Origin of the sequence: Bacillus sp. FSL H8-0534, assembly GCF_038005885.1 — a bacterium.
GTDB classification, from domain to species: Bacteria; Bacillota; Bacilli; order Bacillales; family Bacillaceae_G; genus Bacillus_A; species Bacillus_A pseudomycoides.
Window position 1 is genome coordinate 734,950 of record NZ_JBBOUC010000001.1, and the last position, 15,835, is coordinate 750,784.

Consider the following 15,835-nt stretch of genomic DNA (forward strand, 5'->3'; position numbering starts at 1 on the left):
ATTTAAAAATAACTATTTACATCTTTTTCTCTAAACAACACTTCCTTCAAACATAAATCATACCGATATAACTATATGAAAAAAGGACATATGCCCACTATTAAGCATATGTCCTCTCATAATTAAAATTTACTATTAACCTTTTTATTAGTTTTATTATTTCACCACAAACCGAGTCTCACTACAACCATTCTTCTGCTTCGTTACCTCTAAAACTGCTGGCATTGCGTTTTTCAACTCTTGAACGTGTGAAATAACGCCAATAAATCGTCCTGATTTTTGTAAATCAATCAATGCATCGATCGCTTTTGTTAATGACTCTTCATCTAGCGAGCCAAATCCTTCATCGATAAACATGGTTTCGATAGAAATACCGCCTTCATATGCCTGGATCACATCTGCCATACCAAGTGCTAGACAAAGCGATGCATTAAATTTTTCCCCGCCAGACAATGTTTTTACGTCACGTGTTTGACCTGTATATGCGTCATATACATCTAATCCTAGTCCACTTTGACGATTTCGTTTTTCAACTCTTTCACTTCGTTTTAAATAGAACTGGCCGTTTGATAGTTTACGAAGTCTTTCGTTAGCAATTTGAACAATTTGTTCTAAATACTCAATTAAAATGTAACGTTCAAACGAAATACGACTTTCGTTATCCCCTTTCATGACTTCATATAAATCAACAAGTTCTTGGAAAGCTTTTTCTTCTTCATGAATTTGTTCATCAATTCGTCTAATGTTTTCATGCAAATCGGTAATGTATGCAACTGCACTTTGGGCACGCTGGCGCTTTTCTTTTGTAATATCAAGCTGAATTCCTAACTCTTTCATTTGTTCTTCTAGAGCTGTAATGTCCGTCCATTCTTTCCCGCTTAATTCATTTACTAGTTCCTCAATTTGTTTAGCCAATACTTCTAAGGATGAATAGTACTCTTGAATTTGCTCATGCAAATGCTTCATTTCTACATCTGTTAATTTTGCTTCTTTATAAGCTTGTTGGTCGATAAATCCACCTTCTTCAAGCTCTGTCGTAAAGCGAAGTAAAGTCTCTTCTTGCTTTTCCTTTGCATGACTTACTTGCTTTAGAGCACCATCATACTCAGCTTGTATGCGTATATTTTCATTTTGCCAATATTGATAAGCTTCTTGTACTTTCTTCCACTCCTCTTCCATAAAGCGAAGTGTGCTAACAGCTTGATCAAATTGTTTTTTCCAGGCTTCTAACGTTTGTAAGTCCTCATGGGTTTTTTGCTGATCATGTTCATAGGACGTACGAAGTTGCATGCACTCCATTTCAGTACGGTGCTGCATCACTTCAGCTTCGCGTTTTTGCTTCTGTAATTCTTCTACTTTTTCTTCTAATCCTTTTACACTTAACGCTAGCTGTTTACGTTTTTCTTCACTTTCCTTTAATGTGTTTACCTCAGCTGCTAGTTGTTTTCCGTTTTGCACTAGCGTACGGTATGTTTCAACTAACTCTTCTGAACGGTATCCTCGTTTTACGACTTCATCTATTACTTGCTCATATTGTAATCTGTAGAAATTCCATTTCTCTTCTACTTGAACATGTAATTTTTCAGCAACTGTTTTCTTTTCGCGCAGTTCATTTAGCTGTTTTTCATCAATGGAATCTCCACGTTCTGTAGCTTTCTTTGGATGATCTATGCTACCACATACAGGACAAGATTCACCTTCATGAAGATGAAGAGCTAACATTCCTGCTTGTTCATTTAACCAACGATGCTCCATCTCTTCATATGCTTTAACTGCAACTTCCATCTTTTGATTTGCAACTTCTTTTTCTTGTTCATATTTTTGCTTTTCTTGCCAAACGTCATATGCTTGCTTTAGTACTTTTGCATCTTCCCGCATATTTGTTAGCTCTTCTACTTTTGCTACATATTGCTCAAGTGCAACCTCTAGCTGTTGTAATTCTCCGGCAATTTGTTGTTTTTGAGAAATCTGTCCTTCTAGCTGTTTCTCAAACTTCTGAATACCTTCCTTCAATTTCCCACTTTGAAGTTCTGCCTGTTGCAATTTTGATTTTTTCTCTGCTAATGAAGCAATAATTGGCTGTAACTCTTCTAATCTTTGTACAGTTTTCTTACCTTCTTCACGAACAGACTCTTTACCCTTTAATTCTTCATATTTCTCATAAGCAAGTTCAAACGCCTTAACCGTCTTTTCTTTTTTTACAGATATTTGTTTCAATAATTGTTCAGCATTTTGTTCACTCTGTACCGCTTCTTCATACCATTGTTCAAATGGTAATAATCGTTTCGCTTGTTCAGCAAGTTTAAAGCGTTGTTCTTCTGTTTCTATTTGTTCTCGATTTGCTTGTAAAACTGCTTGTTTCTCTTGTTTTTGCTGTAAATCTTTGAACTTTTCATTAATAGACTTAGCTGTATGAAAACGATCTTCGGCTTTTTTTAATTGCTGCGTTTGCAATGTTTGCTGCGCTTGTAATTGTTCAACTTCCGCCTCATAGCAATTTTTTTCTTGTTCAAGCGCTTCGACTACTTGGTGCGTATTTACATGTTCCTGTTGAACTAATGTCTCTAATAATGAATCATCTCGAACCGGTAATTTAAAAACATTACGGAAGTACAGTTCTCTTTCTTTTTGCTTTTCTTGTAAGACGTCTTTCCACTGTTTACGTTTTTGATCTAACAATTCACGCATTAATTTATAACGATCTGTTTTAAAAATACGACGTAAAATTTCTTCTTTATTTTCTGTTTCAGACGTTAATAGTTTTCGGAATTCTCCTTGCGGAAGCATAACAATTTGACTAAATTGATGTTTGCTAAGTCCGATTAAATCTTCAACCTTTTTGTTCACATCTGTCACATGAAAACGATCCACACATGGAACCTTCTCATCACCTATTACTTCATATAGCTCAACAGCATGCCCTGTAACTGTTTTATTCCCTTGTTTTTTATGACCGAGCTGTCTTTTTATTTCGTATTGCTTTCCTTTCAACTGGAAGGTTAATTCTACACTTGTGTATATATTATCATCAGCAAATTGGCTACGTAGCATACTCGTATCACTACGTTCTTCTCCGCTCGCTTCCCCATATAATACATAACAAATCGCATCAAATATCGTTGTTTTCCCAGCTCCCGTATTTCCTGAAATAGCAAAAATACGGTGATCGCCAAGATCGCTGAAATCGATAACTTCTCGCTGTTTATACGGACCAAATGCGGTCATAATAAGCTGAAGTGGTCTCATCCTCGTTCACCTTCCCGTTCCTGCACTGTTTGTAATACGTCTAAGAAAAGACGTTCTTTCTCTTCTGATAAATCTGAGCCCTTCATTTCTCTATAAAAAGCTTTCAAAAGGGATAGATCATCTGTTTTATGTCTAGAAACAGTAACTTCATTGGTTTCTGTAAATTCTCGTCTTTGCATAGAACGTTCAACATGCATAGCATTTGGATATACAGAACGAATTTTTTCCATTGGCTGCAGTACAGGATTTTCATCTAATAACTTTACGAAGACATAATCTTCACTTGTTGGATACTTTAATAAATCATCTATTTTCGCTTCTACTGTTCGCATTTGGCGACGAGGTGTAAATAAACGCTTTTCTATTTCCACTTGACCTGTTTCGTCTAATTCCACAATATAATACCCTTTTTTATGCCGCTCTTCAGAAATAGAATACGCAAGTGGTGAACCAGAATAACGAATCGTTTCATTACGTACAAAGTGCGCTTGGTGCAAATGCCCAAGTGCTGTGTAATGAAACTTATCAAAATAATGACTATTTACGTATTCAGCACCGCCGATGGAAAGCGGACGCTCTGCATCACTCGTATTTTCTTCTGCTTCACCTGAAGAAGTGACAAATGCATGGCCTACAAATACGTGTCTTGCTTCTTGATTCATCGTTTCTGAAAGTTCATTCATGAAAATACGCATCGCATCATCATGCGACCGAATATCTTCATTTTTCATCACATGTCTTACAATACTTGGATCTACATATGGGATTAAATGGAAATGAACTTCCCCATACTTATCATGTAAAACAACTGGTTCATACGGAAATTGAAATTGGCCAACAATATGTAACCCTTGTTTTTTCATTAAACTGCTGCCAAAATGAATACGGTCTGGACTATCATGATTCCCTGCTACTGCAATTACTGGCGTTTGTAAATCAATCACTATCTTTTTTAATACATCATTTAGTAAATCTACTGCTTCTGTTGGAGGAATCGCTCGGTCATACAAATCACCTGCAATAATTACGGCATCTGGTTTTTCTTCTTCCACAGCTTGAACGAACTGATCTAATACAATTCGTTGATCTTCGGTCATATACACACCGTGAACAAGTTTTCCTAAATGCCAATCCGCTGTATGAAAAAACTTCATCTTTTCCTTCCTTTCTCTCTTTTAATTTACTGATTGTAATGAAACCAGTTGGTAGTTAAGTGTTGTCTTCCCATCTTCCCACTCTAACTTTTGAACGATTGCACTACCGATTCTTTCTTGATCAGATTTATATAAAGGTAACATTTCATCCACAGCAAATAAATGATAACCGTCTAATATTAATTGAAATATATTTTCTTCTATATGTAATCTCATTTCTTTTTCATTTGAAATAATCTTTGTATGCATCTCAAATTTCATATAAATACAACCCCTTTTCCAGTTCTCTATACTTTAATAGTATAGCGGCTATTCACGATTGACAAGTGAATACATGATGAAGAATTCACTTTCACTTTCACATTCATTTTATTTTTTTATGCTATAAGTATTTTTTAAATTATAATACGGTATGTGAAATTAACAATGTTTCATGTGGATTTGAAATTAAGTCACGATGTTTAAAATAGAATCGCTGATGTCGCGTGACCGTTTGGAAAAGAAGAATGAGCTGAATGTTCTACAAGTTGAATGATTTTATATGATACAAAAAACAGTCCCAATAAAAATATGATTCAATAAGTTTATTAATATCCTAAAGTCAAAGCAATAATAGCTTAAAAAACAAGTATACAGAAAGCAATTTTAGAAAAGCAGGTAAACAGTAATATGAATTCACATCTTCAAATTCCGGTATAAATTGTTTAATTTCATAAAAATAAAGATGCCTTTTCAGGCATCTTTATTTTTGCAAATACTCTTTCATTATATAGTACAATACAGTTATTAAAACAATTGCTATAAAAAATGAGAATGATGCCACGATATATCCATCTTTATTTAACACATAACATAGTGAGATAGATAATATAAAAACCGGAAATACGAGACGTACTTTATCTTTAATTTCTTCTGTCGTATCTGTACGATGAAAATACTGTGTAATTCCTACCATGAGAGAAGACAAAATAATAACCGATAATAGCAAAGGCCCTGGCATTCCGATCTCCCCTTTCTCTACTCCTATTATATACAAACTCTCACTTCGTTAAAAGCAAGACAATTCAGTAAATAAAACAAAGTGAAGTTGCTATCCATATTGAATTCATTCCAATTACTCATTTTCTTTCAAATTAAATATGGTATATAGTATTCCCTTCATTTTCAAGTTACAAACAATACCCCTACATTTTAAATGACTGATGTTGTAATATTCATTTTCATATGTTGAAATCCTGCAAATATAACTCGTCAAAATATGCACCATTCTAAAAAGTATCTAGTCCGACGTCTAAATGTCCATTTGTTTAGACAGTTAGACACTTTATTACTGGCATTTCTTCTTAATTAAGGACATTAAAACTGGCACGCTACTTGCAATATCAAATAAATTATAAAGGACATTTTAGCTTGTATCGAGAAATAAGAATGAGAAGATATATAAGAGGAGGATTCAAAATGACTGAAAATGTTTTATTTTCCATTCACGAAAATGGCGTCGCGTCAATCACTTTAAATCGCCCAAAAGCACTTAACTCTTTATCTTATGATATGTTACATCCGATTGGTCAGAAACTAAAAGAATGGGAAAAAGATGATCGTATTGCCGTAGTAATCTTGAAAGGTGCTGGCACGAAAGGATTTTGCGCTGGCGGTGATATAAAAACATTATACGAAGCACGTTCAAATGAAGTTGCATTACAGCATGCTGAACATTTTTTTGAAGAAGAATACGAAATAGATACTTATATATATCATTATCCAAAACCAATTATTGCTTGTTTAGATGGAATTGTAATGGGTGGTGGCGTCGGTCTTACGAATGGGGCAAAATATAGAATTGTAACAGATCGTACAAAATGGGCCATGCCTGAGATGAACATTGGTTTTTTCCCAGACGTTGGAGCTGCTTATTTCTTAAACAAGGCTCCTGGGCAGACTGGTCGGTATGTTGCGTTAACAGCATCTGTTTTAAAAGCTGCTGATGTATTATATATAAAAGCTGCTGATCATTATATGCCATCGGAAACTTTACCTACTTTCCTAGATGCAATCGAAAAGGTAAATTGGCATGATCAAAATATACATATCACTTTAAAAGAACTCATTAATAAATATGAAACAGCTCCTAGTGTAGAAAGTGAACTTGTTTCCTTATTAGAAGAAATTGATCAACATTTTTCATTCCATACAGTTGAAGATATCATCCATTCATTAGATAATGCTGACGGATCCTTCGCTTCAAAAACGAAAGAAACATTACTATCAAAATCTCCGTTCTCATTAAAAGTAACATTAAAACAACTTATTGACGGAAAGGAAAAATCGATAGAAGAATGCTTTGCAACAGATCTCGTGCTCGCTAAAAATTTCATGAGGCACGAAGATTTCTTTGAAGGAGTACGTTCAGTCGTTGTCGACAAAGATCAAAATCCAAAGTATAAATATAAACAATTAAGTGATGTTTCAGATGAAGATGTCAATCGCTTCTTCAATCTGCTTAATGCCTAATCAAAAAGCTAGATGAAAGCAACCTATTTGCTGCTTCATCTAGCTTTTTTCTTTCTAGACATATGTATTATGTATCTTCATTATCAGAACGATGGAGGCGTTACAGCGAATAAAATAACGGCATCTTGATCAAATAGATTCTCCCATTTATGTTTCATGTAAGAAGGGATTTTCACACTATCCCCGGGGTATAAAGTGTATATATCTTGCTGTAAATACAAGATAATCTGTCCTTCTAAAACATGAGCAATTTCCTCTCCTTTATGCTCTAAAAGTTTTTCGGAGGAAACAGAATTAGGTGGCAAAGTCATTAAAGATACTGCCAAAGCACCCGTTAAATCTGGTGATAATAATTCATAGGATAAATTTCCTACGATCATTTTTTTACGTGCATTCGCTCTTATAACTAGATCATCCGTGTTCGTATCTTCAATGAGAAAACTAAAAGTTGGAACTTCTAAAGCCTTGGCTAGCAATTTCAATGTTTGAATCGAAGGATTAGCTAATCCTCGTTCAATTTGACTTAACATAGAAGGTGTTATTTCTGCCATTTTAGCTAACTCTCGCATACTCAGCTCCTTATATTCCCGAAGCTCTTTCACCTTTTTTCCGATATTTATATTTTCCATACCTCATGCTCCTTCAAACAATATGATAGATATATTTTAACATACTTAAATTTTATTTATCATATCACTTAAATTGTGTTAAACTATTTTTAATTAAATTTTCTGAAAAACAAGCACAGAAAGGTGGAGTGATTGTGGAGAACTATCTTCTTTTTATTATCATGTCTATTTGTCTTATTATTTTACCCGGGCCTGATACTGCAATGGCTACAAAAAACACTCTTACTTCAGGAAAAATAGGAGGTGTAAAAACGGTTTTCGGCACATGTATCGCCCTTTTAATTCATACTTTAGCTGCTGTAATTGGGCTTTCCGCTATCATTGTTAAATCTGCTCTCTTATTTTCTATTTTTAAATATGTTGGTGCCATTTATCTAGTCTATTTAGGAATAAAAGCACTTTTATCTTTAAAAAGCAAAAACAGCATAGATACAAATGAGTTACCTATGAAACGTGCAGATGAAAACAGCTCTTGTTTTCGCCAAGGGTTTCTTACTAATCTTTTAAATCCTAAAGTCGCTGTATTCTTTTTGACCTTTTTACCACAATTTTTAAATCCTAACCATAATACATTCATTCAATTTCTAACCATGGGTCTTACCTATCTCGTTTTAACCGTGATATGGTTTGCCTTTTATATCTTCTTAATTGATAAAATCAGTGTTTTCATGAAAAAACCAGCTACTCAAATATACATCCAAGGACTTACTGGTATTGTATTAATTGGATTTGGTATCAAATTAGCTTTTGAAAAGAATAGTTAATGATGAAAAGTACCCCCCTCTCTAATGGAGTGAACCCTGAGAATGAGACGATAAAAAACACCTCTCTAAATCGTAAGTATCAGTTATGATTTTAATGGAGGTGTTTTTCGTATGGGGAAAAAGACGCATTATCCCGCCGAAATAAAGTGGAAAGTAGTTGAAATGAAACACCAAGGATTCAAAAATAAAGAAATTATGGATGCCTTAGGAATTAAACATGTGGCTCAAATTAAAACTTGGATGAAATGGTATCGTGAAGGCGAAACCTATCGGTTTGAACAATCTATTGGAAGACAATCTGTACATGGAAAAGGCTTAAAAAAGTTAACAGAACTTGAACAAAAAGAATTAGAAATACGTTATTTAAAGGCAAAGATTATATTGCTGGAAAAGTGCCAAGAAATTTTAAGGAGGTGGGAGGAAAAGAAGAAATAATGAAAATGATAAAGGAATGGCAATCAATTTTTACAATTGCAGAACTGTGTTCCATATTTGATATTTCACGTGCTACTTATTATCGTTGGAAAAAGCAGGAGAAAACAGTAACTAATCATGAAGAAAAAACCGTAATAGAAATATGTCAACATCATAAATATCGGTATGGATATCGTCGGGTTACAGCTTGTCTACGTAATCAATTTAACATCGTAATCAATCATAAAAAAGTATTACGTATCATGAGAAAATACAACGTATTATCTCGGGTTAGAAAAAAGAAAAAGACATTTGTACTCGGTCATGAACCAGTGGTAGCTAAAAATAGAATACAACGAAGATTTAAAGCTACCAAGCCTAATGAAAAATGGTTCACGGATATCACGTATTTGATGTTCGGCAATAAGACTCTTTATTTTTCATCTATTATAGATGGGTTTAACAATGAAATTATAAGTTATAAAATAGGTGAGACACAGGATGTTTCTCTTGTATTAGATACTCTAAAAGAAGCTTTAAGAAAGCGAAATGTGATTGATACGATTTTACATTCGGATCAAGGAAAAGTGTATACATCAAAACAATTTCAAACATATGCCAAAGAAAAAGGCATTATCACAAGCATGTCTCGTACAGGAAACTGCCATGATAATGCCCTCATAGAATCCTTTCATTCTCACTTGAAATCCGAAGGATTCTATGCGCAAAATATAAAACAATCGAATAATGCTAGTATAATACAAACTGTGGATGAATACATCCACTACTATAATAATGAACGGATTCAGAGAAAATTAGATAACATGTCACCTATAGCTTATAGGAAACATGTTGTCTAGGTGTTTTTTCTTTGTCTCACCAAATGGGGTCAGACCACTAATGAGGGGGGTACTTTTTGTACATGTAACAAGTTACATGTATATGCTATTCATCTATTAAAACCAGCGCTCTGTCACAACTTTTTTACGTGTATAGAATTGAACACCGTCTGTTCCATTTGTTCCAAGATCACCATAGAAGGATGCTTTATTTCCAGCAAATGCGAAGAATGCCATCGGTGCTGGAACGTTAACGTTTACGCCAATCATTCCTGCATCGATATTATCACGGAATGTTTGCGCATGTTTACCGCTTGATGTATAAATAACTGCACCATTTGCAAATTTGGATTGATTTGTAAGTTTAATGCCTTCTTCTAAATCTTTTACTCTCACAATACTTAAAACTGGAGCAAAAATTTCATCTTGCCAGATTTTCATATCTTGATTCACACCATCAAAGATTGTTGCTCCAACAAAATATCCTTCACGGGCTTCTCCATTAATTTTACGACCATCTACTAATAAAGTAGCCCCATCTGCTACACCACTATTAATATAGCCTAGTACACGCTCTTTATGAGATTCACGAATTAATGGACCTACATAATTATCTTCATGGAAACCATCGCCAACTTTTAATTTACGTGTTTCCGCTACTAGTACATCAATAAACTCATCAGCAATTTCATCCACAACAGCTACAACAGAACATGCCATGCAGCGCTCTCCACTGCTCGCAAATGCAGAACCAATAACACCTTGTACTGTTTTTTCAAGATTGCAATCTGGCATAACAATCGCATGATTTTTCGCTCCTGCGAGTGCTTGTACTCGTTTTCCATATTTTGTTCCTGTTTCGTATACATAACGTGCAACTGGCTCAGATCCAACGAATGAAACCGCTTGAATGTCCTTATTTTCTAGAATGCTATTTACAACGTCTTTTCCGCCTTGCACTAAATTTAAAACTCCTTTTGGGAAACCTGCTTCATAGAATAACTCTACCAGTCTCTCAGCTAAAAGTGGTGTTCTTTCAGATGTTTTTAATACGAATGTGTTACCGCAAGCAATTGCTAATGGGAACATCCATAATGGAATCATCATTGGGAAGTTAAACGGTGTAATACCAGCAACAACTCCAATTGGGTAACGCCAAATCGAACCATCAATTCCACCTGCAATGTTCGGGAGTGCTTGGCCCATCATTAAATTTGGTGTTGATGTTGCCAATTCTACAGCCTCAATACCACGCTGTACTTCACCACTCGCATCTTTTAATGTTTTTCCATTTTCTAATGTGATAATTTTCGCAAGCTCATCTTTATTTTCTTGCAAAAGTTGTAAATATTTGTATAGCTGTCTTGAACGATTTGGAACCGGCACTTTAGACCATGTTTCATAAGCTGTTTTTGCAGCTTCAACAGCACGCTCCACATCTTCTTTTGGAGAAAGCGGAACATAAGCGATTATTTTCCCAGTTGCAGGATTTGGAACAGCTTCAACTTCCGTACCAGTAGATTCTACCCATTCACCATTAATATGATTTTTCACTCGTTTAATTTCTGTTGTAATCATTGTATTCGCTCCTTTTTTATTGTTATAAGTTCGAATTGTTTCTCACAATTTATAATTCGACGCTATAACCATTCATTATTCATGACTAGAGATTACTTGTTCACTTATCTTCTTATATAAAGCAGCCATGTCTTTTTCCCCATACCCCGCTTTACCCGCTTCATCATACAAGTTCAACAGCATTTCACTTACTGGTAAGTGAAGTTCACTTTCTTTTGCTAAATCAACCGCAAATCCTAAATCTTTCTTTAATAGATTTACAGTAAAACCTGGCTCATAGTTTTCTGGTGCAATAAAGCTTTTATAGTTGCGCTCATAAATTCTACTTTGTCCGTAACTCACATTTAGAATATCAAACATTTTCTCTAAATCCATATTGTTTTTCTTCGCTAAAGTCAAAGCTTCACTTACACCCGCTGTGTAGAAACCTATCAATAAGTTATTAATAAGCTTTACAGTCGTGCCACTATCAATTTGTTCACTTACATGAAACACATTTGCCCCTAATACTTCCATCACTGGTAAACCTTTTTCATATACTTCTTTTGATCCACCGACCATAAAAGTTAATGTGCGATTTTCTGCTCCAATCACCCCACCACTAACCGGTGCTGCTAAGAAATCTACTTTTTTATCATTAGCAGCTTCTGCTAATCTTTTATTCAATTGCGGTGCTACTGTACTGGTATCAATTAGAACAACATTCGGATGACTATTCTCAATTAATCCCTCTTCTCCAAAATAAACCGCTTCCACAGCTCGCGGAGATGGTAAACTTGTAAAAATCAAATCACATGTTTCTGCCAATTTTGCAATTGATAAGCCGATGATTCCTCCATCTTTCTCAAAAGAAGCCTCAGCATCTTTATTTAAATCGACGCCATATACAGTGTAATTTGATTTAACTAAATTTTTAGACATTGGAAGGCCCATATTACCTAAACCAATAAAACCAATCTTTTTCATATTGTTCTCCTCCTATTTAAACAATATATTTTCCGCGATTTATAATGGCTTTTGCAATTTCTCTCTTTTTCATAAATATGTTCGTATATAGAGGTATTGACAGTTGACGAATTTCATCTAGAATAGCGTTTCTATTTTGCTCTTCTTGTACTGCTGCAGAAAGAAGAACCATTGCCGCTGATTCTACTTTACGATATCCTTCCTCACAAAGAACATCTGTTACGAACTGTTTTGTACGTTCTTTTTCTTCACCATTTTTACTCACTGCTTTCTTCGTACGTAAAAATGCTGATTCCATTACATACACATCTTTCAACATGTCTGCTAATACGCGTGAATATTCTTGTTCTTGCTCGATTTTTAATTCAGGAGTTTGAGATAGCGTTTTCAAAGATTGCTTCAATAACTGTTTCGATAATAAAATATAACGATGGTTTCGTTCTATATTTTCAAATGTGCCTTCGTCTACTTGATCTCCTATTTGCTTCGTTTGTTTCATTAACATTTTCGCAACTGTTAAGCGGTTAATTTCATTCGTTCCTTCAAATATACGGCTAATTCTAGCATCACGATATAATCGTTCTACTTCATATTCTTGCATATAACCGTAGCCACCATGAATTTGTACAGCTTCATCCACAATATTTCCTAGTGTTTCCGAAGCATTCACTTTATTAATGGCACACTCCATTGCAAATTGAGACATTTTCCGCATGATGCTTCCATCCCCATTTGTCTCATGAATTGCCTCGTCAATTACGCCTGCTGTTCGATAAGCTGCACTCTCTGCACCGTATGTAGCGATAATCATATTTGCAATTTTCTCTTGAATCATCGTGAAATCAACTAATTCTGTTTGAAACTGTTTTCGTTCTTTTCCGTATTGAACAGATAAACCAATTGCTTGTTTTGCTGTTCCAATATTTCCAAAAGCGAGTTTCAATCTAGCGAAATTGAGGATATTAAGGGCTACGTAATGACCCTTTCCAACTTCCCCTAATACATTTTCAACTGGAATTACAACATCCTCTAAAATGAGTGTCGCAGTCGAAGATCCTTTAATGCCCATTTTCTTTTCTTCTAAGCCAATTGAAACACCTTCACATGTTCTTTCGACAATAAATGCTGTCATTCCTTTATTTGTCTTTGCAAAAACAACATATACATCAGCCATATGAGCATTTGTAATCCACTGCTTTTCCCCATTTAATTTCCAAGTTGTTCCTTCTTCATTTAATACAGCGCTTGTTTTTGCACTTAATGCATCTGATCCAGCATTAGGTTCTGTTAATGCATACGCTCCAATCCATTCGCCTGATGCAATTTTAGGTAAGTATTTTTCCTTCTGCTCGTTTGTGCCATAGTATATATATGGCAATGTTCCTACACCAACATGAATATTAAAGGAAACACTAAATGCTCCTGCATATCCCATCTTTTCTGCTACAAGGCCAGAAACTGCCTTTCCTAATTCGAACCCACCATATTCTTCTGGTACCTCTATACTTAACAACCCAAGTTCTCCGGCCTTTTCAAACAACCCGCGAGAAACTTGATAATTGTGCTGCTCGATATTTTCAATTTGAGGAACAATTTCCTGTTTAACAAACTGTTCTGTTGTTTTTGCGATTAAATCTTCATCACCTGAAAAATCTTCCGGTGTAAAAAAAGTTGTATTAAGATTCTTATTCAGCGAAAAAAATTCGTCCCATTGCAACTTTGTTTTCTCCATCTGTATCCCCCTATCATTTCGGTCTTCATTTTCTTTATATGCAAAATCTATGCCAAACTAAAAACTTGATAGAACCTGGGCTAAATAAATAGAAAACGTAAAACTGTCTAGACAGTTTTACACTGTTTATAACAATTTGTCTAGATTTTGAATCGTGATAATTTGTTATAAAGAGTCGCCCTAGAAATCCCTAACAATGCTGCTGCCTTTGACTTATTCCCTTTTGCTTCTTTTAAAACGCGTTCAATTAATCCTCGCTCTTCCTCTTCACGTACCACTTTCATCGCTTCTTGCTTTGCTGGTAAAGACTGAATCATAGGTACTAATTTCTTCTGTTCCATATCCCGATAATAGAATTCTTCTGGTAAATCCTTAGCTCGTATATGTACATCATCCGATAGTGCAAATAGTCTTTCTAACACATTGATTAATTCCCGAACATTTCCTGGCCAATTGTAATGGAACATAAGGCGTAATACTTCTTTATCAAGTGTCTTTTCTTTAGCACCATACATTTGACATAACTTTTGTAAATGTTCTTCGACAATGAGTGGGATGTCTTGCTTTCGAAAACGAAGTGGTGGAATATGAATCGGAATAACATGAAGACGATGATATAAATCTTCTCTAAATGTACCTTCTCTAACCATTTGTTTTAAATCTTTATTTGTCGCTGCAATTAGCCTAAAATCAACTGGAATTGGATGTGTACCACCAATTCTTTCTATCTCCCTTTCTTGTAAAACACGTAAAATTTTCACCTGTGTTAATAGAGACATATCACCGATTTCGTCTAAAAATAACGTGCCATGATTCGCAAGTTCAAACTTCCCTGCTTTCCCGTTCTTTTTCGCACCTGTAAAAGCACCTTCTGCATAACCAAACAGTTCGGATTCTAGTAAATTATCAGGAATAGCAGCACAGTTCACACTGATAAATGGACCGTTTTTTGTTATACCTGTATCATGTATAGCTCTTGCAAATTGCTCTTTACCAACACCACTTTCTCCAGTAATTAACACAGACGCTTTCGACCCAGCTGCTTTTCGAGCCATTTTTTTCGTTTCAGAAATCGTCTGACTTTCTCCAAGAATATCTTCGAATCGAATTTGCTTCTTCTTCGGTTTAGAAAATAACGGTTTGACAGCACTATCTTTTTGATCAAACCTCTCTAGTATTTTATAAATATCTGAAATCCCTTCATGAATAAGCATGCCTACAGCACCTATCACTCTTCCTTGCTTCCAAATCGGCATCCGATGCACAACTAAATTTTGGCCTTGCAAACGATGCACTTGATTTCTTTCTGGTACCCCTGTTTTTAATACAACTGGAAGCCTCGTATTCTCAATTACATTTTCGGCCAGTTGTCCAATTGCTTCTTCTTTCGATACTCCGACAAAGCGGCTATACGTATCATTAAACATTTGAATGACGCCGTTTTCATCCACAATCGCAATGCCTTCATACGCAGTGTCGAAAGACAAACGAAACCATTCAATTAATTGTTGTGATTCTTGTAATTGCTGTTTTAGAAACTTTTGAAAAGCGAAAAGTTCAGGCTTGTCTATGATTCCTACAAGTACTCCGTCTTGTTCAGTTGTCACATAAAATGGTATATCCTGTAATTCGTTCATAGTTATTTTCATACTACCCTTATTAATAGAATTAGTGACAATCATATGAACTAACATACTTTTATCACTTTTTTGTTGTATCCACTGAATACAATCTGTTAGTTTTACAATGCCAATCATTTGCTTTCCATCTAGCACAGGAAGTTCATCCTTTGATATTTTAATAAGAAGTTTAACTGTTTCAGTAATCGTATCGTTACTTCTCACAAACTGGAAATCTTGCTGCATCCATTTTTCTACAGAGAAATCTTTTGTAGAACTCATATCTTCTCACCTCTTGTATACAACAATTCAAATCATATAAAAAGGCGATGAATTCTCACATCAAGCAGTTGTTCTTGCCCAAGATGTCCCATCATCGCCTT

At 35.0% G+C, this 15,835-nt stretch carries 12 protein-coding genes; 3 read left to right on the plus strand and 9 right to left on the minus strand.

What is annotated here, in order from left to right:
• Positions 1 to 156: 156 nt before the first annotated feature.
• The 4 genes from MHH71_RS03895 to MHH71_RS03910 form a co-directional block, all read right to left on the minus strand.
• Positions 157 to 3,246, minus strand: a complete 3,090-nt coding sequence (locus tag MHH71_RS03895; RefSeq protein WP_033798865.1) for an AAA family ATPase — start codon at positions 3,244 to 3,246, stop codon at positions 157 to 159.
• Entirely contained in the window at positions 3,243 to 4,400 is a 1,158-nt protein-coding gene (locus tag MHH71_RS03900) for an exonuclease SbcCD subunit D (protein WP_006094828.1), read from the minus strand. The genes MHH71_RS03895 and MHH71_RS03900 overlap by 4 nt, the downstream gene beginning before the upstream one ends.
• A gap of 21 nt (positions 4,401 to 4,421) precedes the next feature.
• The gene (locus MHH71_RS03905; RefSeq protein WP_016114814.1) at positions 4,422 to 4,661 is read right to left on the minus strand and encodes a DUF2584 family protein; all 240 of its coding nucleotides are present in this window, start codon (positions 4,659 to 4,661) and stop codon (positions 4,422 to 4,424) included.
• Positions 4,662 to 5,142: 481 nt separating this feature from the next.
• The gene (locus MHH71_RS03910; RefSeq protein WP_003197605.1) at positions 5,143 to 5,400 is read right to left on the minus strand and encodes a hypothetical protein; all 258 of its coding nucleotides are present in this window, start codon (positions 5,398 to 5,400) and stop codon (positions 5,143 to 5,145) included.
• A gap of 458 nt (positions 5,401 to 5,858) precedes the next feature.
• Here MHH71_RS03910 and MHH71_RS03915 point away from each other — a divergent pair, with 458 nt between their 5' ends.
• The gene (locus tag MHH71_RS03915) at positions 5,859 to 6,911 is read left to right on the plus strand and encodes an enoyl-CoA hydratase/isomerase family protein (RefSeq protein ID WP_006094830.1); all 1,053 of its coding nucleotides are present in this window, start codon (positions 5,859 to 5,861) and stop codon (positions 6,909 to 6,911) included.
• 83 nt (positions 6,912 to 6,994) lie between these two features.
• Here MHH71_RS03915 and MHH71_RS03920 read toward each other — a convergent pair whose 3' ends face one another.
• Positions 6,995 to 7,540, minus strand: a complete 546-nt coding sequence (locus tag MHH71_RS03920; RefSeq protein WP_003197601.1) for a helix-turn-helix domain-containing protein — start codon at positions 7,538 to 7,540, stop codon at positions 6,995 to 6,997.
• A gap of 131 nt (positions 7,541 to 7,671) precedes the next feature.
• Here MHH71_RS03920 and MHH71_RS03925 point away from each other — a divergent pair, with 131 nt between their 5' ends.
• Both MHH71_RS03925 and MHH71_RS03930 read left to right on the plus strand, forming a co-directional pair.
• Entirely contained in the window at positions 7,672 to 8,304 is a 633-nt protein-coding gene (locus MHH71_RS03925; RefSeq protein ID WP_033799652.1) for a LysE family translocator, read from the plus strand.
• A 111-nt stretch (positions 8,305 to 8,415) separates the two neighbouring features.
• Positions 8,416 to 9,578, plus strand: a protein-coding gene (locus MHH71_RS03930) for an IS3 family transposase (protein ID WP_098125495.1) whose coding sequence is annotated in 2 segments (ribosomal slippage) — positions 8,416 to 8,683 and positions 8,683 to 9,578 — 1,164 coding nt in all. Because the reading frame shifts where the segments join, the coding sequence is not laid out codon by codon here.
• 96 nt (positions 9,579 to 9,674) lie between these two features.
• Here the strand turns inward: MHH71_RS03930 and MHH71_RS03935 are convergent.
• The 4 genes from MHH71_RS03935 to MHH71_RS03950 form a co-directional block, all read right to left on the minus strand.
• Complete coding sequence (locus MHH71_RS03935) at positions 9,675 to 11,135, minus strand: CoA-acylating methylmalonate-semialdehyde dehydrogenase (protein ID WP_006094820.1); 1,461 nt, start codon at positions 11,133 to 11,135, stop codon at positions 9,675 to 9,677.
• 75 nt (positions 11,136 to 11,210) lie between these two features.
• A complete protein-coding gene (locus tag MHH71_RS03940; protein WP_006094819.1) occupies positions 11,211 to 12,101 on the minus strand; it encodes an NAD(P)-dependent oxidoreductase in 891 nt (296 codons plus the stop codon).
• A gap of 16 nt (positions 12,102 to 12,117) precedes the next feature.
• Positions 12,118 to 13,833 (minus strand): acyl-CoA dehydrogenase family protein, encoded by a 1,716-nt coding sequence (locus MHH71_RS03945; RefSeq protein ID WP_006094818.1) that lies wholly within the window; start codon positions 13,831 to 13,833, stop codon positions 12,118 to 12,120.
• A gap of 140 nt (positions 13,834 to 13,973) precedes the next feature.
• A complete protein-coding gene (locus tag MHH71_RS03950; protein WP_006094817.1) occupies positions 13,974 to 15,734 on the minus strand; it encodes a sigma-54-dependent Fis family transcriptional regulator in 1,761 nt (586 codons plus the stop codon).
• Between the last annotated feature and the right edge of the window lie 101 nt (positions 15,735 to 15,835).